This is a genomic window from Streptomyces thermodiastaticus, from assembly GCF_014656135.1.
In the GTDB taxonomy this organism is placed as follows: domain Bacteria; phylum Actinomycetota; class Actinomycetes; order Streptomycetales; family Streptomycetaceae; genus Streptomyces; species Streptomyces thermodiastaticus.
In genome coordinates, this window is the sequence record NZ_BNBV01000001.1 from 260,908 (window position 1) to 283,585 (window position 22,678).

Here is a 22,678-nt window from a genome sequence, read left to right on the forward strand (position 1 = left end):
ACGTCCACCGCGTTCACGTTCCCGTGTCCCGGTTCTCGTTCCCGTGTCCCGGTTCTCGTTCCCGTGTCCCGTCAGCGGGTGGTGCGGCCGGGCCGGGCGGTCGGGCCGAGAGGCCCGGTGGCCGCCTGCCCCGGGGTCTGCCTGCGGGAGACCCGTGTCGCTGTGGGCTTGTCCGGGTGCTGCGTCTCTGCTACGTCACCAGTGGTACCGGACTCCGGGCCGGTCTCGGGGCCGCCGCCGGGTGCCGTGGCCCCGCTCTGCTGTTCCGCCGTGGACTGGTCGGGTTGCCCGACGTGGACGGACCGGTCCGTGGCTTGCTCCTGCGCGGTACGTTCGGGCCGGGGCTGGGTCAGCCAGGCCACGGCCGCACCGGTCAGTGCGACGGGCCACTCCACCACCCCGGCGGCCGCGAGAACTCCGGCGCCCGTGTAGACCGCGATCCGCCGTCCTCGCGGCGACACGGCACCCACCTTGTCCAGCGTTTCGTGCGCGGCACGCCCCGCCACCCCGGCACCCGGCACCTTGCGCAGCACCCACGCCGCACCGTGCAGGGGCGCCTCGAGAAGCGACGTCGTCTTCTGCTCGTTCCGCTCGGCCATGACTTCCCTCGCGTGTAGTGTGATCCCTTCGTGTCCGTTTCCCGGGTGCCCGCGAGTGTGCTGGTCATCCCGGTGGTGTGGGCGCACGTTGCCTGCGGCGTTGGTCGTTCGGGGCACGTGGAGGCACGGGCACACCGGCGCTACGGGTGCGGGGTGGGGCCGGGGCGGGCGAGGTGCGCGGGGCTGGGGCGGGGTGCAGGCCCGGCACCGCTGTGGTGGTGGGGCAGGGCCCCTGCACAGGCCAGGTGCCATCCCCCCGCGTGCGCGGGGAGCAGTTGCCCAGGCCCGATCCTCGCCCGGCCCCCTGCATCGTCAGCGCCCATCCGGCCCCGGACCCGCACCCCGCCCACAGCCCTACCGCCTACCGGAACAACCCCCCAGGCACCGCATCCGCCAGCACCCCATACCCCTCGGGATTGAGGTGCAGCCAGTCCCCGTCCTGCAGGTCGGCCCGCAGGCGGTTCGGTGCGGCGGGGTCGCGGACCGAGCGGTCGAAGTCGATCACCGCGTCGAAGTGTCCCTTGGCGCGGATCCAGCGGTTGACCGCCTGGCGTGACTTCTCCCGCTCGCCGGCCGGGTCGTCGTACTGGGTGTTGCCTCCGAAGGGCAGCAGGGTGGCGCCGTAGACGCGGATGCCCTGGGCGTGGGCGCGGACGACGATCTGCTGGTAGGCGGCGATGAGATCGTCGGTGACGCGTCGCTGGGCCGCCGGTGTGGCGTCGGCGGTGCCGATGTCGTTGACGCCCTCGAAGACGATCAGCCAGGACACGCCGCTGCGTGCGAGCACGTCCCGGTCGAGCCGGGCGAGGGCATTGGGCCCGAGGCCGTCGTTCAGGACGCGGTTGCCGCCGGCGGCCTGGTTGAGGACCGCGAGGTGGGAGGTGGCGGGCCGGGTGCGGAGACGGTCGTAGAGCCGGTCGGTCCAGCGATTGTCGCCGTTGGTGGTGGAGCCGCGTCCGTCGGTGAGGGAGTCGCCGAGGACGGCGACGGCGCGGGTGGCGGCGTTCGCCAGGACCTCGACGTCGCTGATGAGGTACCAGTGGTCGACGGCGGTCGCGCCGGGCAGGTCGGTGTCCGCGGTGTGGTCGCCGTGGATCAGGTACGACGTCGTGCGGGAGCCCGGGTGCGAGGTCAGGGCGAGCGACTGCTGCCCGTCCGCCAGGTAGGCCGTCACGGTGAGGCGGCCCGCGGCCGGCAGGTCGACGTCCAGCGGGTCGGAGACGACCTGCGCGCCCACGGGGACGGTCGTCGACGTCCTGCCCGAGAAGGTGACGCGGCGGATCGTGCCGGGCTCGACCGCGCTGACGCCGGCCTTGCCGCCTTGGGGGCGGGCCACGGTCACGGCGGTGAGCGGCAGCGGGGTGTCGCCGTAGGCGTTGGAGAAGCGCAGCCGCAGCGTGTGACCGCCGGCCGAGACACGCAGCGTCTGGCGGACGGTGGTGTCGACCAGAACGGCGTCGTCGCCGGTGAAGGGGGCGGGCGGCAGGTTGGCGGGCTCGGTGAGCTGCGGCATCGCCGTCCAGGTGTTCACCCAGTGCGGTGCGGCTGGTGCGCCCGGCGAGGCGGCGGAGGTGCGGCCGTGCGGACCGCGCACCAACCCGGTCACGGCGGAGGCGGTGACGGCGAGCCCGAGGACGAGCACACAGACGGCGACGAGGTCGGCGATGCGGGATCTGCTGCGAGGGGGTTTCACTGGCCTCCTCCGGGGCGCTGGGCATACGCGACGGCGCGTGGCAGAGGCGGGGCTCACGGCGCGCCGGGCACGGAGTACCCGGCTCCGTCCCGGCACGGCGCGGCGGCCGCCGCGCCCGCATGGTGGCATGGACACACCCGCTTTGGAAGCGCTCCCACATCACTTCCGGTGCGCAAATCGGCCAGGGTGAGATGACCGCACACAAGGCGTTGACCAGAAAGCGCTTACCCTCTACGGTCCGTTCATAAGCGTGACCCACAGCGCACGCAGACGCACCCGGCACCGCTACACGCATGCAGATCACCCTCAGGGCGTTCTGCATACCGAACGTCTTTCATGCACGAGAACACTCACCCCGGGCTGCGGGCACCCCGTGGGCGCACCCGCCCGGGATTCTCCGACACGAAAGGCACACCCGAGATGACATCCACAGCCAGCCGGCTCGCCATGAGGCGCACCGTGATCGGCGCCACGGCCGCACTCGGCGTCTCGCTTGCCATGTTCACGACAGGAGCACCCGCGCAGGCCGCCTCCTGGCCCACCCCCACCGGAAGCCAGGCGGTCACGAAGACCATCAGCGTCTCCGGCACCAAGGACTACGGCATGGTGCGCCTGTACGGCAGCGGAGACCTGGGCACCGGCGGCCAGGACGAGGACCAGGACCCCCTGCTGGAGCTGGCCGACGGCGCCGTGCTGAAGAACGTGATCATCGGCGCGCCCGCCGCCGACGGCATCCACTGCCTGGGCAGCTGCACGCTGCAGAACGTGTGGTGGGAGGACGTCGGCGAGGACGCGGCGACCTTCAAGGGGTCCTCGTCCTCGGCCGTGTACACCGTCACCGGCGGCGGCGCCCGCAAGGCCTCGGACAAGGTGTTCCAGTTCAACGGCGCCGGCACGCTGAGGGTCACCCAGTTCCAGGTCGAGGACTTCGGCAAGCTGGTGCGCTCCTGCGGCAACTGCACAACGCAGTACCGCCGCACGATCTCCGTCAGCGACGTCGACGTCACCGCCCCCGGCAAGGCGATCGTGGGCATCAACCAGAACTACGGCGACACGGCGACCCTGAGCGGGATCCGCATCCACGGGGACAGCTCGAAGAAGATCAAGCCGTGCGTGCGCTACGAGGGCAACGACGACGGGGACGAGCCGACCGAGATCGGCAGCGGCCCGGACGGCACGTACTGCCGCTACTCGTCGTCCGACATCAGCTACGGCTGACCGCCGTCAGTCACGGCTGACCGTCGCCGCCGGACACCGCACCACCGGGCCGGACACGCCGCTCACCGGCGGGCCCGGCCCAGCATCTCCTCGGTCAGCCGCTGCCGGTGACCGGTGTAGGCGGCGCGCAGCGCGGGCCCTGGCCAGTCGTCGGGCAGCAGGTCGGCCGGCAGGACCGGGTCGGCCAGCAGGAGGCGCACCACGGCCGCCAGCACGGTGAACCGCTCGGCCGGGTGGCGGGCGTCCGCGACCCGGGCAAGCAGGGCGTGCGCCGTGGCCGCCCATCCGGCGAGGGGCCACAGTCGTGCGGCCAGGTCGTGGGCGGGTTCCTCGGGCCGCGCGGTGAACCGGCCGACGGAGCGGGTCACGTCGTCGGGCCAGGGACGCAGCAGATTGGCCGGGCGCACCCAGACGCCCTCGCGGAGTTCGGCGAGCCGGAGCGCACCCAAGTGCGCCCGCAGTTCGGCCCGTTCGGCGGGCCCGCGCCCGGTGGCCGTCACCACGGCCATCTCCCACTCCCCGCTCCAGCGACGCGTGCGCGGGTGCACGGCCGCGTCCTGGCGCCGCTGGCGCTCCAGCAGCCGGTCGCTGAGGCCGTAGACGCCGTCGGCGCGCCGGAGATCGCCGGCGGCCACCATACGGCTCAGCGCAGCCCGCAGGGTGGAGCCGCCGATACCGAAGGGCTCGACGGCCCGCAGCAGATCCTTCACGGGCAGCTCGGGCGGGTGGGTGCCCAGCAGCAGGCTCAGCACCACGGACCGCGCGGACAACGGGCGCAGCTCGACCGCGGCGGACTTCGGGGAGGCGTTCATGGTCACGTACTGTACGGCGGCGCGTATTGCATCATTGCTACGGCCGCAGCCGGGGTGCAACACTGACGGGCATGGCCTCTCCTCTCGCACGCGAACGACAGCAGCAGCGGCCGCAGGACGGCCCGCCCGTCTCCGCCGGGCCCACCCCCGCGTCCGGCGGCACCCACGAGGTGACCAACCAGCCCCCGCCCCTGTCCCCGTACGACGCCGCCGACGACGCGGCCCTCCTGGAGGGGCTGCGCCGGGAGGGCGCCGGGTGGGCCGAGGAGCAGGTGCGGCGGCTCGGCGGGCTGGCCGGCAGCCCGGAGGTGCAGGAGTGGGCGGAACAGGCCAACCGGCACGAGCCGGAGCTGCGCACCCACGACCGTTACGGCCACCGCATCGACGAGGTCGACTTCCATCCCAGCTGGCACGATCTGATGCGGACCGCGGTCGGCGAGGGCCTGGCCGGCGCGCCCTGGGCGGACGAGCGGCCCGGCGCGCACGTCGCCCGCACGGCCGGCGGGCTGGTGTGGGGGCACACGGACGCCGGGCACCTGTGCCCCGTCTCGATGACCTACGCCGCCGTACCGGCCCTGCGCGCACAGCCGGACCTCGCCGCCGTCTACGAGCCCTTGCTGACCGGCCGGGCCTACGAGCCGGGCCTGCGGGTGCCGGCCGACAAGCCGGGCCTGCTGGCAGGCATGGGCATGACGGAGAAGCAGGGCGGCTCGGACGTGCGCACCAACACCACGACGGCCACCCCGACCGCCGAGCCGGGGGTGTACACGCTGCGCGGCCACAAGTGGTTCACCTCCGCGCCGATGTGCGACGTCTTCCTGGTGCTGGCGCAGGCGCCGGGCGGGCTGTCCTGCTTCCTGGTTCCGCGGGTGCTGCCCGACGGCAGCCGCAACCCGTTCCGCATCCAGCGCCTGAAGGACAAGCTGGGCAACCGTTCCAACGCCTCCTGCGAACCGGAGTTCGACGGAACCGTGGCCTGGCTGGTGGGGCCCGAGGGGCGCGGGGTGAAGACCATCATCGAGATGGTCAACTGCACCCGGCTGGACTGCGTGATGATGTCGGCGGCGCTGATGCGCAAGACGCTCGTCGAGGCCAGCCACCACGCACGGCACCGCCGGGCGTTCGGCGCCCTGCTGTCCGACCAGCCGCTGATGCGCAACGTGCTCGCCGACCTCGCCCTGGAGTCGGAGGCCGCCACCACCCTGACGCTGCGCCTGGCCGGCGCGGCGGACCGGGCGGTGCGCGGGGACGCGGCGGAGACGGCGTTCCGGCGGATCGCGACCGCGGTGGGCAAGTACTGGGTCACCAAGCGGGGCCCGGCCTTCACGGCGGAGGCACTGGAGTGCCTGGGCGGCAACGGCTACGTGGAGGAGTCCGGCATGCCCCGGCACTACCGCGAGGCGCCCGTGCTGTCGATCTGGGAGGGCTCGGGCAACGTCAACGCCCTGGACGTGCTGCGGGCGGTGGGGCGTGAGCCGGGCACCGCCGAAGCGCTGTTCACCGAGCTGGAGCTCGCCCGGGGCGCCGACGCCCGTCTGGACGCGGCCGTGACCCGGCTGAAGAACGAGCTCGTCGAGGCCTCCCCGCTGCGGGCGCGCCGACTGGTGGAGCTGATGGCGCTGACCCTGCAGGCCTCGCTGCTGGTCCGGCACGCCCCGTCGTCCGTCGCCGACGCCTTCTGCGCGACCCGGCTGGGCGGCGACTGGGGTCACTGCTTCGGCACGCTGCCGGACTCCGCCGACGTCACGGGCATTCTGGCGCGGGCCCTGCCGGGGACGGTCTGATCCGGGCGGGCGCCCGCTCGGGCGCCGAGTACGACCGTGGCCGCCCGCTTCGGGGCACCGGGAGCGACCGGGCCGCGTGATCGGCCGACTCCGGCCGCCGGTCGCGCGGCGCCCGTCCGCCGCCGCGCCCCGTGCCCCGGGAACGAGCGGGACGCCTCGTCACGCCGAGCCGACCAGGCCGCGGCCACCTGGGACGACACCGCCGGGACGGTGACTGTCAGTGGCGCGGTGCACACTGAGCGTCATCCGGACAAGGGTGTCCGGACGACGATCGTGTGGAGGTGACCGGCATGACCGAGGTACTGCTGGCCGTGGGCACCCGCAAGGGCCTGTTCATCGGGCGGCGGCGGGGTGGCGCCTGGGAGTTCGACGACCGTCCCCGTTTCCCCGCCCAGGCCGTCTACGCGGTGGCCATCGACACCCGGGGCGCGGTGCCGCGGCTGCTGGCCGGCGGGGACAGCGCGCACTGGGGTCCGTCCGTGTTCCACTCCGACGACCTCGGCCGCACCTGGGCGGAACCGCCCCGGCCCGCAGTGCGATTCCCCGAGGACACCGGGGCCTCGCTGGAACGGGTGTGGCAGCTGCACCCGGCGGCCGCGGAACCGGACGTGGTCTACGCGGGCACGGAGCCCGCCGCGCTGTACCGCTCGGAGGACCGCGGGGAGAGTTTCGAGCTGGTGCGGGCCCTGTGGGAGCACCCCACCCGATCGCAGTGGGTGCCGGGCGGCGGCGGTGAGTGCCTGCACACGGTGGTGACCGACCCGCGCGATCCCCGGGCCGTCACGGTCGCCGTCTCCGCCGCCGGGGCGTTCCGCACGACGGACGGCGGGAAGAGCTGGGCACCCTCCAACTCCGGGGTGTCGGCGGTGTTCCTGCCCGGCCCGGACCCGGAGTTCGGGCAGTGCGTCCACAAGATCGCACGGGACGCGGCCGACCCGGACCGGCTGTATCTGCAGAACCACTGGGGCGTGTACCGCAGCGACGACGGCGGCGCGCACTGGACGGACATCGGCGCGGGCCTGCCCTCCACGTTCGGTTTCGCGGTCGCCGCGCACCCGCGCCGCGGCGACACCGCCTATGTCTTCCCGGTCGAAGCCGACACCGACCGGGTGCCCGCCGGCCACCGCTGCCGCGTCTTCCGCACCACGGACGCGGGCAAGAGCTGGGAGCCGCTCGTGGCCGGCCTGCCCCGCGCGGACCACTACGGCACGGTGCTGCGGGACGCCCTGTGCACGGACGACGCGGACCCGGCCGGGGTGTACTTCGGCAACCGCAACGGCGAGGTGTACGCCTCGGCGGACGACGGTGACACCTGGCAGCAGCTGGCCGCGCACCTGCCGGACGTGCTGTGCGTCCGCGCGGCGGTGGTGGGGTGAGGCCTGCGGCCCGCGCCGGCGGCGTCCGCGTGCTCCAGCCCGGCCCGGGTCCGGTGACGCCGCGCGATCCGGCCCGTCGGCCCCCGCCCGTGCACGGCGAACCGCCACCCGGTGATCCGGACCGGACACCCCCGCGCAAGATCGGTCGCCACCGGTCGGTGTGCGGACACCGCTTGATCACCTCACGCGTCGCGGCAGTAGGGTGACGCCCGTGGCACCACGACCCTTGCATGAAATCGTCGAGCCGGGCTGGGCGAAGGCCCTGGAGCCGGTGGCCGGACGCATCGCCGCGATGGGCGACTTCCTGCGCGCGGAGATCGCGGCGGGACGCACCTACCTCCCGGCCGGGCAGAACGTCCTGCGGGCCTTCCAGCAACCCTTCGACGACGTGCGGGTGCTGATCGTCGGCCAGGACCCCTACCCCACCCCGGGGCACGCCGTGGGCCTGTCCTTCTCGGTCGCACCCGAGGTGCGCCCGCTGCCCGGCAGCCTGATCAACATCTTCCGGGAGCTGACCGCCGACCTGGGCGTGCCCCAGCCGTCCAGCGGCGACCTGACGCCCTGGACCCGGCAGGGCGTGCTGCTGCTCAACAGGGCTTTGACCACCGCCCCGCGCAGACCCGGAGCCCACCGCGGCAAGGGCTGGGAGGAGGTCACCGACCAGGCGATACGGGCGCTCGCGGCGCGCGGCAAGCCGCTCGTGGCGATCCTGTGGGGCCGTGACGCCCGCACCCTGCGCCCGCTGCTGGGCGACGTGCCGTGCGTGGAGTCGGCCCACCCCTCCCCCATGTCGGCCGACCGCGGCTTTTTCGGCTCGCGCCCGTTCAGCCGGGTCAACGACCTGCTCGTCCGGCAGGGCGGCCGGCCCGTCGACTGGCGCCTGCCGTGACCGGCGAGGCGCCGGGCGGCGCGCAGGAGGAAGCCGGGTTCCTCGCCGTGGACTCCGGCGGCTCCGGGCTGCGGGTGGTCGTCGGCGTCCCCGGACGCGGGGCGCTGGCCCAGCGGTCGTCCAAGGAGCCGGTGCGCACCGGCTCCCGGGGCATCGACCCGGAGCATCTGATGCGGCAGCTGGTGCCGATGGCCGCGTCGCTGGCGGCCGAGACCGGCGTGGAGCGGCCGGCGACTGCTGTCGTGGGCGCCGCCGGGCTGGCCACGCTGGGCGACGCCCTGCGCGCCGAGCTGCCCGGTCTGCTGGCCCGCGAACTCGGCGTGCGGTCGGTCGCGCTGGCCGCCGACGCGGTCACCGCCTACGTCGGCGCGCTCGGCCCGCGGCCCGGAGCGGTGCTCGCCGCAGGCACCGGTCTCATCGCGATCGGCACCGACCTGACCCGGTGGCGTCGGGCGGACGGCTGGGGCCATCTGCTGGGCGACTGCGGCAGCGGCGCCTGGATCGGGCGGGCCGGGCTGGAGGCCGCGCTGCGCGCCCACGACGGACGCGACGGCGGCTCGGCGGCACTGCTCGCCCGCGCCGAGGAGATGTTCGGGCCGATGCCCGAGCTGCCCGGCCGGCTGTACCCGCGCACCGACCGTGCCGCGGTGCTGGCCTCCTTCGCTCCCCAGGTGGCCGCCTGCGCCGCGGACGACCCGGTCGCGGCAGGTGTGCTGCGCGCTGCGGCCCGGCACATGGCCGAGTCGGCCGCCGCCGTCTGCCCCGCCTCGGGCGAGCCGCTGATCGCGCTCACTGGAGGCCTGTTCAAGATGGGCGAACCTCTTCTGGCACCGCTGGAGCGGGAGTTGACGGCGCGGCTGCCGCAGGCCCGCCGGGTCACCGCCGAGGGCGATCCGCTGCACGGTTCGGTGCGCATCGCCACCGAGCTGGCACGCGGCACACTCGCCCTGCCCGCGGACGAGAAGATGCTGTACATGCCTGCTGGACACGGCGGTTGACGGGAACCGGAGATCCGGGGAACGTATCCCGCCCTACGGGGCACACCACCGGATCCCGGCCTTCCGGTGATCCGTCAGACAAAACCGGACGGAAACCGTTCACCTGCACCCTCCCCGAACAGCAGGCCTGAGAAAACCAGTAACATGCGGCGCCATGAGCTCCCCCACTGGGCCCGCGTCCGGCCTGCCAGTACGAATGCCGCGCCCCCGCCAGCCCGGACGGCACCGCCGCCCCGAACCGCTGGCCGCTCCCGAGGGCGCGCCCGCGCTCGTCCTCGCGGTGCCAGGCACGACCGGCACCGCCACGCGCAGCCTCGCCGAGGAGGTCGTGAGCATCGCGCGCTCCGAGCTGCCCGGCCTCGACGCCCGGATCGGGTATGTCGACGGGGACGGCTCGGAGTTCCCCAGCGTGCAGTCCGTGCTCTCCCGCGCGGCCGACGACCGCACCGCCCGCTACGAGCAGGCCCTGGCCGCCGGTGTGGAGGCCAAGGAGCCCGAGGGCCCGGTCGCGATCGTCGTCCCGCTGCTGGCCGGTCCGGACAGCGCGCTGCTGCGCCGCATCCGCCAGGCCGTCATGGACAGCCGCGTCGCCGCCGAGCTGACCGATGTGCTCGGCCCCCATCCGCTGCTCGCCGAGGCGCTGCACGTGCGCCTGTCCGAGGCCGGTCTGGCCCGCGCGGACCGGGCCCGCCTGTTCACGGTGACCACCGCCGCCGACGGCATCATCCTCGCCTCCACCGGTGGTGAGGAGGCCGTGCAGGCGGCCGGGATCACCGGCATGCTGCTCGCCGCCCGCCTCGCGGTGCCGGTGATGTCCGCGGCACTGGATCAGGAGGGCTCGATCGCGACCGTCGCCGAGCAGCTGCGGTCGTCCGGTTCGCATCAGCTGGCGCTGGCGCCGTACCTGATCGGCCCGGAGATCGAGGCCGAGGTGATCGAGCGGGCAGCCAAGGAGGCGGACTGCCCGGCCGCGGAGCCCCTCGGCGCCTACCCGGCGATCGGCAAGCTCGCGCTGGCCAAGTACACCACGGCGCTGGGCATCACCCCGCAGCAGCCGCAGGGCGTACCGGTCCGCTGACCCGTACGGCCCGTGCGTGCGGTGCCACGGGGCCGTACGGACGCCGCACATGCCCTTGAAAGGGCCCGCTCCGGCCGACTCGGCCGGAGCGGGCCCTTTCCGCATCCCTCGGGTGTGCAGCGGGCGCAGGGGTGCACGCGGGCCTCACGGGAGGCCGGTGCGTGCGCGTTCAGCCGAAGACCACGCAGGACGCCGCCGTCACCCCGACCGCCCCGGCCCGCTCCGGGACTCCTGTGTGTGGGTCGACGGAGAACCAGGTGACGTCGCCGGAACGCTCGTTGGCGACGTACAGGAAGCCGTCGCACCAGGCGAGCGCCCGCGGCCAGCGACCGCCGCACGGCACGGTCGTCACCCGCTCCAGCCGTTCACCGCCGGCCGCGACGGCAAAGACGGTCAGCACGTCCTCGCCGCGCGTCGCGGTCCACACGAACCGGCCGTCGGGTGCGACGACGACCCCCGAGGGGTAGGCGTCACCGGCGGGTGCCTGTGCCAGGACGGGTGTCTCGGTGAGGGGCTGAAGAGCGCCGGCTTCACGGTCCCAGTGGCAAAGGGTGATCGAGGGCGTCAGTTCGTTGACGACGCAGGCGTGCCGCCCGTCCGGGAAGAAGGCCAGGTGACGGGGACCGGAGCCGGGACGCAGCGCGATCTCCCGGTGCAGCGTGAGCGCACCGCCGGTGAGCGTGCACACCCGCACGGAGTCCGTCCCGAGGTCGACGCTGACCACCCAGCGGCCGCTCGGGTCCGGCTGCACCTGATGGGCGTGCGGACCGCGCTGCCACCGCTCGTGCGGACCCGAACCCGTGTGCCGCAGCACCGCACTGGGGGCGGGGGCGAGACGGCCGTCGGCGCGGACGGGGACGGCGCTGACACTGCCGGAGCCGTAGTTGGCGGTCAGGACGTGTCCGCCGACCACGCTGAGATGGGTGGGGCCGCTGCCGCCGACCCGCACCGGAGGGCCGGTCAGCTCCAGCGTCTCGCCCTTCACCCGGTATGCGGCCACCGCTCCCTCGGCCGTCTCGCTGACCGCGTAGAGGGTGCCGCCGTCGGGCGCCAGGGCCAGGTAGGACGGGTCGAGCACATCGTCCACGCTGCTCAGCAAGGTCAGTGCGCCGTCTCGTCCGGCCACGGTCGCGGTGACCACTCCGGGGCCTCCCGCCGCCGTGAACGATCCGATGAACGCCCGCCGCCCGCCGCCGTCTGCCACCTGCGTCCCCTCTCGTCGACCCGCTCGGGGCCGACGCTAGCAGCCGGGCAGCACGGTGCGGCCCAAGCCGGCGGGTGTCCGGCCTGTCGCACGTCCCTCGCTGCGGTCGCACAGGCCGGCCTCGCGGACAGGGCCCGTCCGGGGCGCTACCGGCGTTTGGGCCTGCCGCGTCGTGCGCTCTGGGCGCCCCGTACGCCCCGGCCGCCGTACGCTTCCCTGGCGCCGGAGGTGCTCCTGCCGCTCTTGGCGGTGCGGGAGCCGCCGGCGCGGGTCGACGCGCCCGCCGCGGGCTTCTGCCGGGCGCTGCGCGGGCGGCCGTCCGGGGACTGCTCCGTGGTCCGGGGCCGTCCCCGGGTGCTGTTGACCGTGCGGCCGCGGACGACCCCGATGAAGTCGTCGACCAGGTCGGTCGTGGCCTCCTGCGGCCAGGCCAGCGCGACGCTGGACTGCGGGGCGTCCACGACGGGGCGGTAGGTGAGGTCGCGGCGGTGGTGGAGACGGGCCAGCGACTGCGGGACGACGAGCAGACCGACCCCGGCGGCCACCAGCTCCACGGCGTCCGCGGTGGTGGCGGGGCGTTCGAAGGCGGGCTCCCCGGGTGGCTGCTCCCAGCCGAGGACGTCGTCCAGGGGGTGGAAGACCACCTCGTCGGCCAGGTCCGCCAGCGTGATCTCATCGGCGGCCGTCACCAGGTGGTCCTTGGGGACGACCACGACCGTGGTCTCGGTGTAGAGCGGGATCGCGTGGAAGTACGTACGGTCCACGGGGAGCCGGACGATGCCCGCGTCCGCCGCGCCGTCGCACAGTACCCCGCAGGCGCCGGCGGCGGGGACCTGGACGAGTGCGAGGGGGACGTCGGGGTAGCGCTCGCTCCAGATTCGCGCCCACTTGCCGGGCGTCGCCCCGGGGACGTACGCGAGCCGGAAGGTGGGGGAGATCTCCGAGCCTGTCACCCGGCCAGGGTACCCGGCCCGCCCGGCCCCTTCTCCCCCGGTCGTGCCTGCTCCGTGCGGCCGGCCGCCGTGCCCGCCTCCCGTGGCCGGGACCTCACCCGTACGGCCGATAGGCTGGGGACCATGAAGTCGCACCCGAGCACCCAGACGATGAAACCCGCCACCGCGGCGAAGAAGCTGGGTGTGTACCTGCCCGCCACGCCCGCCTCGTTCCAGGAGGGCATGGTGACGCGTGACGAGCTGAACCGGCTGCAGGCCGATCCGCCCGAGTGGCTGCGGGAACTGCGACGCAACGGCCCCCATCCGCGTCCGGTGGTCGCGGCCAAGCTGGGGGTGTCCATCGCCGGTCTCGCGCGCGGCGGTGTCACCGAGGCGCTGACCACACAGCAGATCGAGGCTTTGAAGCAGGAGCGGCCCGAGTGGCTTCAGAAGGAGCGCGCGACGCAGGCCGAGGTCCGCAAGGAAGCGGCGCGCCTCAAGAAGCGGAACGCCGAGCGCGCCCGGCGCGCGGCCGAACGCACCCGGCAGGAGGACGCGCGGTCCGTCTGACATCACGGTGAGCTGCTGGCACAGCGCACCCGCGCGGTGCGCCGCGCGCCCCGGACACGCGGCGGCCGGGACGGCCCGGCCGGTCGTGCCCCGGGCCGGGGCCGTGATGTGCGCCGGTCAGGCCGCACGGGCGGCGCTGTGCTCCCTGTGGTCATGGTGGATGGATGTGCCCGAGCCGGTCAGAGGCACACCGGTGCCTCCGTGCCGGACGGCGACGATCTCCGCGGCGATGGACACGGCGGTCTCCTCGGGGGTGCGGGCCCCCAGGTCGAGGCCGATCGGGGACCTGAGCCGGGACAGCTCCCGCTCACCGAGGCCGGCCTCGCGCAGCCGCCGTTCCCGGTCGGCATGGGTGCGGCGCGACCCCATGGCGCCGACGAAGGCGACGGGCATCCGCAGCGCTTCTGTCAGCAGGGGGATGTCGAACTTGGCGTCGTGGGTGAGCACGCACAGCACGGTGCGCGCGTCGGTCGGGGTGCTCCGCAGGTAGCGGTGCGGCCAGTCGACCACGACCTCGTCGGCTTCCGGGAAGCGTGCCCGGGTGGCGAAGACCGGGCGGGCGTCGCACACGGTCACGTGGTAGCCGAGGAACTTGCCCGCCTTCACCAGCGCCGCGGCGAAGTCGACCGCCCCGAAGACGATCATGCGGGGCGGCGGCACAGTGACCTCCACGAGCAGGGTCAGCCCGCCGGGGCAGTGCGATCCGTCCTCCGAGATCTCCACGGTGGCGGTGCGGCCGGCGTCCAGCAGGGCCCGGGCCTCGGCCCGCGCCGTGCGGTCCAGTTCCGCCGCGCCGCCCAGGCCGCCCTCGACGGTGCCGTCGGGCCGCACCAGCAGTGCCGTGCCGAGCAGCTCGCCGGGACCGCGCACGACGCGGGCGAGGGCGGCCGGCTCGCCGCCGGAGGCGGCCCGCAGCGCGGCCCGCAGCACCGGGCGTGCCGGGGCCTGCGCGAGGACCGGCACCACCATGACCTCGATGGTTCCGCCGCAGGTCAGTCCCACCGCGAAGGCGTCCTCGTCGCTGTAGCCGAACCGCTGCACGACCGTGATGCCGTCCTGCAGCGCCTGTCGGCACAGGTCGTAGACCGCTCCCTCCACACAGCCGCCGGAGACCGAGCCGACGGCGGTGCCGTCGCTGTCGACCGCGAGGGCTGCGCCGAGACCGCGCGGTGCGCTGCCGCCGACGGCGACGACGGTGGCGACCGCGAAGTTGCGGTCTTCCTCGATCCACTGGTGCAGTTCCTCGGCGATGTCAAGCATGCGGTACCTCTGCGGCGGCCTGCAGGACTCGGTCGGGCCGGATGGGCAGGTGACGGTGACGCACACCGGTGGCGTGCCAGACGGCGTTGGCGATGGCCGCGGCGGTGCCGACGATGCCGACCTCGCCGATGCCCTTGATCCCGATCGGGTCGTCCGGGTCGTGGTCGTCCACCCAGTCGGCCTCGACGAACGGCACATCGGCGTGCGTGGCGACGTGGTAGCCGGCGAGGTCGGGACCGTACAGGCCGCCGCTGGCCTTGTCCCGGACGGCTTCCTCGTGCAGGGCCATGGAGATGCCCCAGGTCATGCCGCCGATGAGCTGGCTGCGGGCGGTCAGCGGGTTGACGATGGTGCCGGCCGCGAAGATGCCGAGCATGCGGCGCACCCGTACCTCGCCGGTGGCGACGTCCACGGCGACCTCGGCGAACTGGGCTCCGTAGGAGTGCCGTTCCTTGCCGGCGAGAGCGCCGACGGCGGCGGTGGTGTCGGAGCGCACGGTGATGCCCTCCGGCGGGATGTCCGTGCCCAGCGCCAGCCGCTCGCGCAGTTCGGCGGCCGCCGTCTGCACTGCCCACCCCCAGGAGCGGGTGCCCCGGGAGCCGCCGGCGAGCATCGCGGGCCCGAAGTCGCTGTCGCCGATGTGCGTCCGGATGCGCTCGGGCGGCACCTCGAGCGCGTCGGCGGCGATCAGGGTCAGCGCGGTCCGTGCGCCCGTGCCGATGTCGGCGGCGCCGATGCGCACGGTGAACGTGCCGTCCGCCTCCGCCGTGACGGTGGCGGTGGAGGGCCCGGCTCCGGCGGCGAAGGATCCGGCGGCGGTGCCGGTCCCGAGCAGCCAGCGTCCCTCACGGCGCACTCCGGGCCGCGGGTCCCGGTCGGCCCAGCCGAACCGGCGGGCGCCCTCGCGGAAACAGGCGGCGAGGTTGCGGCTGCCGAAGGGCAGTCCGGAGACCGGGCCGCGCTCGGGCTCGTTGCGCAGGCGCAGCTCGATCGGGTCCAGGCCGGCTTTCTCGGCGAGCTCGTCGATCGCGCATTCCAGTGCGAAGGAGCCGGGTGCCTCGCCCGGGGCCCGCATGTACGTGGGTGTCGGGACGTTCAGCCGGACCAGGCGGTGGGCGGTGTGGTGGGCGTCGGCGTCGTACATCACCCGGGAGGGCATGGTGCTCGACTCGACGAAGTCGTGCACGGGCGAGGTGAGGCTCAGCGAGTGGTGCTCCAGGGCGCGCAGCCGGCCGTCGGCGTCCGCGCCGAGCCGCACCCGCTGCACGGTGGGGCTGCGGTAGCCGGTCAGGTAGAACATCTGACGGCGTGTCATGACCACGCAGACCGGGCGCTGCAGTTCGGTCGCGGCCATGACGGCGGCCACCTGGTGGACGCGCACTCCCTTGCTGCCGAAGCCGCCGCCGACGTGTTCGGAGACGACCCGCACGGAGGCCGGGTCGAGCGAGAACAGGTTGGCCAGTTCACCGACGACCCAGAAGGCGCCTTGGTTGGAGTCGACGAGTTCGAGCCGGCCGCCGTCCCACCGGGCGGTCGCCGCGTGCGGCTCCATCATGCTGTGGTGCTCTTCGGGGGTGGTGTACTCGGCGTCGACGACGAAGGCGGAGGCGGCGAGTTCGGCTTCCAGGTCGCCCTTCTCCGTCGTCGCCGGCACGTAGCCCTCCCCCGGGACGGTGTCCGTGCGTGCCGGGGAGAAGTCGATGTCGTGCGGCTCCTGGTCGTAGTGCACGACGAGCGCTTCGGCGGCCTCCCTGGCCTGCTCGGAGGTCTCGGCGACGACCAGGGCGACCGGCCAGCCCAGGTGCGGCACCCGGTCGTCCTGGAAGACGGCCAAGGTGGGGTCGGGCTTGCCCAGCATGCCGACGTAGTCGGTGTTCACCCGGGGGGCGTTCTCGTGGTGCAGGACGGCGAGGACGCCCGGCATGGCGAGGACGGGCTCGGTCTCGATGGACCGGATCCGGCCGTGGGCGACGGTGGAGAGCACCAGCCAGCCGTGCGCCAGGTCGGCGAAGGGGATCTCTCCGGCGTAGCGGGCGGCGCCGGTGACCTTCTCGCGGCCCTCCACGCGGGTGTGCGCGGTGCCGGTGCGGCCACGGAAGGGGGTGCGGGTCGTGGTCGTGGTCATCGGGCGGCCTCCTCGGCGAGTTCGGTGAGCACGGCCACCACGAGGTTGCGCATCAGAGTCACCTTGTATCCGTTGTCGGGCAGCGGTCGCGCCTCGGCGAGTTCGGCGTCCGCGGCGGCCGCGAACGCATCGGCGTCGGCTCGTGCCCCGGTCAGTGCCTGTTCGGCCGTGCGCGCCCGCCACGGGCGGGAGGCGACCGCGCCGAAGGCGAGCCGCACGTCGTGCACGACGCCGTCGCGGACGTCGAGCGCGGCGGCGACCGAACCGATCGCGAAGGCGTAGGAGGCGCGTTCGCGCACCTTGCGGTAGCGGGAGTGGGCGGCGACCGGGACGGGCGGCAGCTCGACGCCGGTGATCAGCGCACCCTGGGGCAGGGCCGTCTCCCGGTGCGGGGTGTCGCCGACCGGCAGGTAGAAGTCGGCGAGCGGCAGCCGGCCCGGCCCGTCGGCGGTTTCGTAGGTGACCACGGCGTCGAAGGCGGCCAGGGCGACGCCCATGTCGGAGGGGTGCACGGCCACGCAGTGCTCGGAGGCGCCGAGGATCGCGTGGTTGTGGTGCACTCCGTGGACGGCGGGGCAGCCGCTGCCCGGGCGGCGCTTGTTGCACGGCCGGCTCACGTCGGTGAAGTAGCCGCAGCGGGTGCGCTGCAGCAGGTTGCCGCCGACGGTGGCCATGTTGCGCAGCTGTCCGGAGGCTCCGGCGAGCACGGCCTGCGCGAGCGCCGGGTAGCGGCGGCGGACGTCGGGGTGCGCGGCCAGGTCGCTGTTGGTGACCGTCGCACCGATGCGCAGGCCGCCGTCCTCGGCGGGCTCGATCCGGTCGAGCGGCAGATCCCGGACGTCGATCAGGCGGGCGGGCCGCTCGACGCCGTTTTTCATCAGATCGACGAGGTTGGTGCCGCCGCCGAGGAAGCGGGCCTCGGGGTCGGCGCCCAGCAGCGCCACGGCACCGGCGACATCGTGGGCCTTGTGGTAGGTGAACTCTTTCACGCCGCGGCCTCCTCGCCCGCGGTGGTGCGCACGGCACCGTCCTGGTCCGTGGGTTGCGCGGCGCGGGCGACGGCCTGCACGATCGACACATAGGCACCGCAGCGGCACAGGTTGCCGCTCATCCGCTCGCGGATCTCCTCCGCGGTCAGCGGTGGCGGGCCGGCCTCGGGGCGCACGTCCGCGGTGGCCGCGCTCGGCCAGCCGGCCGCGTGTTCCTCGATCACCGCGACGGCGGAACAGATCTGTCCGGGCGTGCAGTAGCCGCACTGGAATCCGTCGAGGTCGAGGAAGGCCTGCTGCACCGGGTGCAGGCGCTCGCCGTCGGCCAGGCCCTCGATGGTGGTGATCTCGCGGCCTTCGGCCGCCACCGCCAGCTGCAGACATGACACGGCCCGGCGCCCGTCGATCAGGACGGTGCAGGCGCCGCACTGTCCGTGGTCACAGCCCTTCTTGGTTCCGGTGAGATCCAGCCGCTCGCGCAGGGCGTCCAGGAGTGTCGTGCGGTGGTCGACGGAGAGCGTGTGTTTCTCGCCGTTGATGTGCAAGGTGATGGTGCCGGAGGTCGGCGAGGGTGCTGATTCCATGATCGGCTTCTTTCGCGTATCCAGGGGGAACACGGCGGCCCTTGTCGCGGGAAAACGTCAGGAGCGTCGGAGAAGGGGGGAAGCAGACGGACAGATCGGCAAGCCCATTGCACGTGGCGGAAAAGCACACTCCACCACTATGGTGAATGCGAAGTGGACAGCTGTCCACTGTGAGACTCAACCTACCCGGACAGCTGTCCGCTTAGCAAGGCCGGGCGGACGATCGCGCCCGAAGGGAGGATCGGTGGCGGAGAAGAGGGGCGCCCCCCGGCGCTCGGACGCGCAGCGCAACCGCGCCACCATCCTGGAAGTGGCCGTGGCCGAACTGACCCGGTGCGCGGACACACCGCTCAGCGTGATCGCGAGGAAGGCGGGCGTCGGGCAGGGCACGTTCTACCGCAACTTCCCCAACCGGCAAGCACTCGTCATCGAGGTGTACCGGCACGAGATGCAGCAGGTCGCCGACAGCGCGGCCGAGCTGCTCGCCTGCTACGAGCCCGACACGGCGCTGCGCACCTGGATGGACCACCTGGCCCGGTTCGCGATGACCAAGGCCGGCCTCGCGGACGCGATCCGCCAGGCCACCTGCTCGCCCGGCAGCCCGGCCAAGCCGAGCCATCTGCCGGTGGCCGCCGCGGCCGAGACCCTGCTGCGTGCCAACGAGGAGGCCGGGACCATCCGCCCGGGCGTGACGGCCGACGAGTTCCTGCTCGCCATCGCGGGACTGTGGCAGATCGATCCGCAGGGCGACTGGCAGACGCGCGCGACCCGGCTGCTGGACATCGTCATGGACGGCCTGCGCGCGGGCGCACCGGGACGCTGAGAGCGCGCCCGCCCACCACTCACGCCGGGGCATGCCCCGAGAAGCCGTCGCCGCACGCCCGGCGCACAGGCGGCCGGCGAGGCTCGCTAGACGGCGCGGACTGACGACGCAGACCTGTATCACCCCGCGAGCACGCGCATGCGCTCATCCAGACGCGTGCACCGGTCACACGCGTGCACCGGCGCACCCGCAGGGGCGGAAAATCCGGTCGACAGCGCCCACGACGCCCGGCACAGTGTGACCCGACATGACGAGCAGTGAGCTGTGGAGCCGTGAGGCCGCCGAGCGCTACGACACCGAGGAGACCGGGATGTTCTCGGCCGCCGTCGTCGGTCCGACCGTGGACTTCCTCGCCGAGCTCGCCGGCGACGGTCCGGCCCTGGAGTTCGCGATCGGGACCGGACGGGTGGCCGTCCCGCTGAGGCGACGCGGCGTACCGGTGACCGGCATCGAACTGTCCGAGCACATGGCAGCGGTCCTGCGGCGCAAGGTCGACGAGGAGACACTGCCGGTCACCATCGGCGATATGGCGACGACCGTCGTGCCCGGCGCGTTCACCCTGGTGTACCTCGTGTACAACACGATCTCGAATCTGCTCACCCAGGACGAGCAGGTCGAGTGCTTCCGCAATGCCGCCCGCCATCTGCTGCCGGGCGGCCGCTTCGTCGTCGAGCTGGGGGTGCCGCCACTGCGGTTCCTGCCGCCGGGACAGACCGCGGTGCCGTTCGACGTCTCCGAGCGGCATCTCGGCTTCGACACCGTCGACCCCGTCGCGCAGCTTCTCGTCTCCCACCATTTCACCCGTGACGGGGACGACGGCCGCTACCGCCGCGAGGCCTCACGGCACCGGTACGCGTGGCCGGCCGAGCTGGACCTGATGGCGCGGCTGGCCGGGCTGGAGCTGGAGCGACGCGTCGCCGACTGGGACGGGACGCCGTTCACCCAGGACTCCGGGAAGCACATCTCCGTGTGGCACAAGCCGGCCTGAGCGCCAGCTGCAGGCGTCGCGACGCGCCGCGGCGTCCGGTGACCCGGCGCCGTGGCCGGCCGCACGGCGACGCGGACGTGCCCAGCTCCACCGGATCACCGGCCGGCAGTCCGACCGGCCGTGCGCAGCGGAAGCCACGTGTCTCTCGCCACAAAATGCCCGGTTAGGGAGGATTGAACTCCTCCATGCGGTTTGATTATTGCTGCTGCTCCTGCGGCGGCCTGCTCCAGGAGTTGTACAACCAGCGGCATGGGAGAAGCGGTTGATCACGGCACGTGCACGACGCACCGGGCTCATGACCGGGGCCGGCGCACTGGGCGCCGTCCTGGCACTGAGCGCCCTCGGCGGTACGAGCGTCGCCGCCACCGGCGACGACGACCCCGGGTCCCGCCCGGCGGCGCAGAGTCCGGCGCCCCAGAGTCCGCCCGCACAGCCCCCCACCCAGGACGCCTCCGATGCCCGGATACAGATCACGCCGCAGCAAGGCACCCACGGCGTCGGGGTCGACGACCCGGTGCAGGTGACCGTCGCCGACGGCACGCTCACCAAGGTCACCATGACCGCCGTCGCCACCGGTGAGGAGGTGGCGGGCACCCTGTCCGCCGACGGCACCTCCTGGCAGGCGACCGGCCCCCTGCAGCGGGCCACCCGGTATCAGATCGCCGCCGAGGCGCAGGACGCCGAGGGCCGTGCCGTCGACTCCTACGCCACGATCACCACCGCTTCCCCGGCCAACGACTTCATCGGGCACGTCTCCCCCGAGGACGGCTCGACCGTCGGCGTGGGCATGCCGGTGTCGGTCAGCTTCCCCCAGGCGATCCGCGACAAGGCCGCCGTGGAGTCCGAATTCCAGGTCAGCTCCAGCAGCGGCCAGCAGGTCGTCGGCCACTGGTTCAACGACTACCGCCTCGACTTCCGCCCCGAGAGCTACTGGAAGGCCGGCTCCACCGTCACCGTCACGATGAGGTCGCACGGTGCGGAGAAGACGGTGACGTTCAAGGTCGGCCGGAGCCAGATCAGCACGGTCGACGCCCGGACCAAGCAGATGACCGTCGTACGGGACGGCAAGACGGTCAGAACCGTCCCGGTCACCTCCGGCAGCCCCGAGCACCCGACGTACAACGGCCAGATGGTGATCTCCGAGAAGTACCGGCAGATCCGCATGAACGCCGCCACCGTCGGCATCACCGACAAGGACGGCAAACCGGCCTACAACATCGCGGCCGTACCGCACGCCATGCGGCTGACCGATTCGGGCACGTTCATCCACGGCAACTACTGGGGCGCCGACTCCGTCTTCGGCTCGGTCAACACCAGTCACGGCTGCGTGGGCCTGAAGGACGTCGCGGGCGGCGGCGACGACCAGCAGCCTGCCGCGTGGTTCTTCGACAACTCGATGATCGGTGACGTCGTGATCGTCAAGAACTCCTCGGACACGTCCAAGCTGGCACCGGGCAACGGCTACAGCGACTGGAACATGCCCTGGAGCCAGTGGGTCGCCGGCAGCGCCACCCGCTGACCCGCGCGCCGCTGACCGGGCAGGGGCTCGGTCGCCGCACGAACGGCGCCCGGCCGATCCGGTCCGTTGTCCAGCCCCTCGGATGCGGACACCCACCGTGCGCGGCATGCCCGCCGGCCCGCGCACCCACGACAGGTGAAACACCGGCCCGGTCGGCCCGTATCCTTGATCCGGAAATCATCCGGAGGAAGGACCCATGGGCCGGCGGCGGACCGTCACCAGCGTGCAGATCGCCCGTGAAGCGGGGGTCGCGCAGTCGACGGTGTCCCGTGTCCTCAACGGCGGCAGTGTGTCCGAGGAGACCCGGCGGCGGGTGCTGGACGTGGTCGCCAAGTACGACTTCCAGCCCAGCCAGGCGGCGCGCAGCCTAGTGGGGACGCGTTCCGGGCTGATCGGCGTGGTCATCCGGGATCTGACCAACCCGTTCTACCCGGTGATGGTCAAGGCCGTGGAGCGTGTGCTGCACCAGCAGGGGCTGCGCCTGTCACTGGTCACGGACGTGATGACCCCGGAGGAAGGCCTGGCGTTGCTGCGCCGCGAGGGTGTGGACGGAGTCGTGTTCGCCTCCGCGATCCAGAACGATCCGCTGGCCCATCGCATGCTCAAGCACGGCATCCCCGTGGTGCTGTGCCACCGCACCCTGGAGGACTTCCCGGCCGACCAGGTGGAGGCGGACAACGCCACGGCCGGCCGGCTGGCCGCCGACCACCTGCTGGACCTGGGGCATCGTCACTTCGGGATGGTGTGCGGCTCGGCCGGGGCGAGCACGGCACAGCAGCGCGGTGCCGCGTTCCGCGACCGCCTGCAGGCCCACGGCGGCCTCACCCTGACCGAGGTCGACGGGGACTACGACTACGCCACCGCCTACGACGCGGTGCGCACGCTGCTGTCCGGTGACCGGCGTCCGACCGCGTTGTTCTGCCACAACGACATCATGGCCTACGCGGCGCTCAACGCCGCCGCGGCCGCCGGTGTGCGGGTGCCGGACGAGCTGAGCGTGGTGGGCTGCGACGACGTGCCGCTGTCGGCATGGGAGCGCATCGACCTGACCACGGTGCGCCAGCCCCTGGAGCGGATCGCCCAGGTCGGCGTCGAGCTGCTGGTGCAGCGGCTGGACGAGCCGGATCTGCCGCCCCGGCGCGAGGTGCTGCCGGTGGAGTTCGTCGAGCGTTCGACCACCGCTCCGGCATCCCGCGTCTGACAACACCTCTTGACGCCTTGCCCGTCCGCCCTTCAT

General features: G+C 73.4%; 20 protein-coding genes. 11 read left to right on the top strand and 9 right to left on the bottom strand.

Annotated elements, in window-relative coordinates; all coding sequences use genetic code 11:
- Positions 1-71: 71 nt before the first annotated feature.
- Together IE286_RS01130 and IE286_RS01135 are read right to left on the bottom strand one after the other, a co-directional pair.
- Positions 72-599: a hypothetical protein gene (locus IE286_RS01130; protein WP_189794629.1), complete on the bottom strand. Its 528-nt coding sequence runs from the start codon at positions 597-599 to the stop codon at positions 72-74.
- 361 nt (positions 600-960) lie between these two features.
- Positions 961-2,292 (bottom strand): SGNH/GDSL hydrolase family protein, encoded by a 1,332-nt coding sequence (locus IE286_RS01135; protein WP_229861904.1) that lies wholly within the window; start codon positions 2,290-2,292, stop codon positions 961-963.
- A 420-nt stretch (positions 2,293-2,712) separates the two neighbouring features.
- Between IE286_RS01135 and IE286_RS01140 the strand changes: the two genes are divergently transcribed.
- A complete protein-coding gene (locus IE286_RS01140) occupies positions 2,713-3,510 on the top strand; it encodes a pectate lyase (RefSeq protein ID WP_189794631.1) in 798 nt (265 codons plus the stop codon).
- Positions 3,511-3,572: 62 nt separating this feature from the next.
- On the opposite strand, the gene IE286_RS01145 is transcribed toward IE286_RS01140, so the two are convergent.
- Positions 3,573-4,322: a PaaX family transcriptional regulator C-terminal domain-containing protein gene (locus IE286_RS01145; RefSeq protein WP_189794632.1), complete on the bottom strand. Its 750-nt coding sequence runs from the start codon at positions 4,320-4,322 to the stop codon at positions 3,573-3,575.
- 71 nt (positions 4,323-4,393) lie between these two features.
- On the opposite strand from IE286_RS01145, the gene IE286_RS01150 reads away from it, so the two are divergent.
- The 5 genes from IE286_RS01150 (at position 4,394) to IE286_RS01170 (ending at position 10,447) form a co-directional block, all read left to right on the top strand.
- On the top strand, positions 4,394-6,106 hold the full coding sequence (locus IE286_RS01150) for an acyl-CoA dehydrogenase family protein (protein ID WP_189794633.1): 1,713 nt from the start codon (positions 4,394-4,396) through the stop codon (positions 6,104-6,106).
- A gap of 290 nt (positions 6,107-6,396) precedes the next feature.
- Complete coding sequence (locus IE286_RS01155) at positions 6,397-7,482, top strand: WD40/YVTN/BNR-like repeat-containing protein (protein ID WP_189794634.1); 1,086 nt, start codon at positions 6,397-6,399, stop codon at positions 7,480-7,482.
- 211 nt (positions 7,483-7,693) lie between these two features.
- Positions 7,694-8,371 carry a uracil-DNA glycosylase gene (locus IE286_RS01160; protein WP_189794635.1) on the top strand — a complete coding sequence of 226 codons (678 nt, stop codon included), beginning with the start codon at positions 7,694-7,696 and terminating at the stop codon, positions 8,369-8,371.
- Positions 8,368-9,369 (top strand): N-acetylglucosamine kinase, encoded by a 1,002-nt coding sequence (locus tag IE286_RS01165; protein ID WP_189794636.1) that lies wholly within the window; start codon positions 8,368-8,370, stop codon positions 9,367-9,369. Before IE286_RS01160 ends, IE286_RS01165 begins: the two co-directional genes overlap by 4 nt.
- Positions 9,370-9,523: 154 nt before the next feature.
- On the top strand, positions 9,524-10,447 hold the full coding sequence (locus IE286_RS01170) for a sirohydrochlorin chelatase (protein ID WP_189794637.1): 924 nt from the start codon (positions 9,524-9,526) through the stop codon (positions 10,445-10,447).
- Between the two features lie 169 nt (positions 10,448-10,616).
- Here IE286_RS01170 and IE286_RS01175 read toward each other — a convergent pair whose 3' ends face one another.
- Complete coding sequence (locus IE286_RS01175; RefSeq protein WP_189794638.1) at positions 10,617-11,651, bottom strand: lactonase family protein; 1,035 nt, start codon at positions 11,649-11,651, stop codon at positions 10,617-10,619.
- A 146-nt stretch (positions 11,652-11,797) separates the two neighbouring features.
- The gene (locus IE286_RS01180) at positions 11,798-12,604 is read right to left on the bottom strand and encodes a LysR family transcriptional regulator substrate-binding protein (protein ID WP_189794639.1); all 807 of its coding nucleotides are present in this window, start codon (positions 12,602-12,604) and stop codon (positions 11,798-11,800) included.
- A 123-nt stretch (positions 12,605-12,727) separates the two neighbouring features.
- Here IE286_RS01180 and IE286_RS01185 point away from each other — a divergent pair, with 123 nt between their 5' ends.
- Entirely contained in the window at positions 12,728-13,153 is a 426-nt protein-coding gene (locus IE286_RS01185; protein ID WP_189794640.1) for a DUF5997 family protein, read from the top strand.
- 117 nt (positions 13,154-13,270) lie between these two features.
- Here the strand turns inward: IE286_RS01185 and IE286_RS01190 are convergent, their stop codons facing one another.
- From IE286_RS01190 to IE286_RS01205, 4 genes are read right to left on the bottom strand one after another with little or no spacing between them, the layout of a single operon-like run.
- Entirely contained in the window at positions 13,271-14,413 is a 1,143-nt protein-coding gene (locus tag IE286_RS01190) for an XdhC family protein (RefSeq protein ID WP_189794641.1), read from the bottom strand.
- A complete protein-coding gene (locus tag IE286_RS01195; protein ID WP_189794642.1) occupies positions 14,406-16,538 on the bottom strand; it encodes a xanthine dehydrogenase family protein molybdopterin-binding subunit in 2,133 nt (710 codons plus the stop codon). The genes IE286_RS01190 and IE286_RS01195 overlap by 8 nt, the downstream gene beginning before the upstream one ends.
- Positions 16,535-17,527, bottom strand: coding sequence for an FAD binding domain-containing protein (locus IE286_RS01200; protein ID WP_189794643.1), 993 nt, complete (start codon positions 17,525-17,527; stop codon positions 16,535-16,537). The genes IE286_RS01195 and IE286_RS01200 overlap by 4 nt, the downstream gene beginning before the upstream one ends.
- The gene (locus tag IE286_RS01205) at positions 17,524-18,111 is read right to left on the bottom strand and encodes a (2Fe-2S)-binding protein (RefSeq protein WP_189794644.1); all 588 of its coding nucleotides are present in this window, start codon (positions 18,109-18,111) and stop codon (positions 17,524-17,526) included. Before IE286_RS01205 ends, IE286_RS01200 begins: the two co-directional genes overlap by 4 nt.
- Positions 18,112-18,355: 244 nt before the next feature.
- Between IE286_RS01205 and IE286_RS01210 the strand changes: the two genes are divergently transcribed.
- The 4 genes from IE286_RS01210 to IE286_RS01225 all read left to right on the top strand — a co-directional run bounded on the left by IE286_RS01210 (position 18,356) and on the right by IE286_RS01225 (position 22,642).
- Complete coding sequence (locus IE286_RS01210) at positions 18,356-18,934, top strand: TetR/AcrR family transcriptional regulator (protein ID WP_229861905.1); 579 nt, start codon at positions 18,356-18,358, stop codon at positions 18,932-18,934.
- A gap of 247 nt (positions 18,935-19,181) precedes the next feature.
- Positions 19,182-19,922, top strand: coding sequence for a methyltransferase domain-containing protein (locus tag IE286_RS01215; RefSeq protein WP_189794646.1), 741 nt, complete (start codon positions 19,182-19,184; stop codon positions 19,920-19,922).
- Between the two features lie 295 nt (positions 19,923-20,217).
- Positions 20,218-21,441, top strand: a complete 1,224-nt coding sequence (locus IE286_RS01220) for a L,D-transpeptidase (RefSeq protein ID WP_189794647.1) — start codon at positions 20,218-20,220, stop codon at positions 21,439-21,441.
- Positions 21,442-21,637: 196 nt separating this feature from the next.
- Positions 21,638-22,642 carry a LacI family DNA-binding transcriptional regulator gene (locus IE286_RS01225; protein ID WP_189794648.1) on the top strand — a complete coding sequence of 335 codons (1,005 nt, stop codon included), beginning with the start codon at positions 21,638-21,640 and terminating at the stop codon, positions 22,640-22,642.
- The last annotated feature ends 36 nt before the right edge of the window (positions 22,643-22,678 follow it).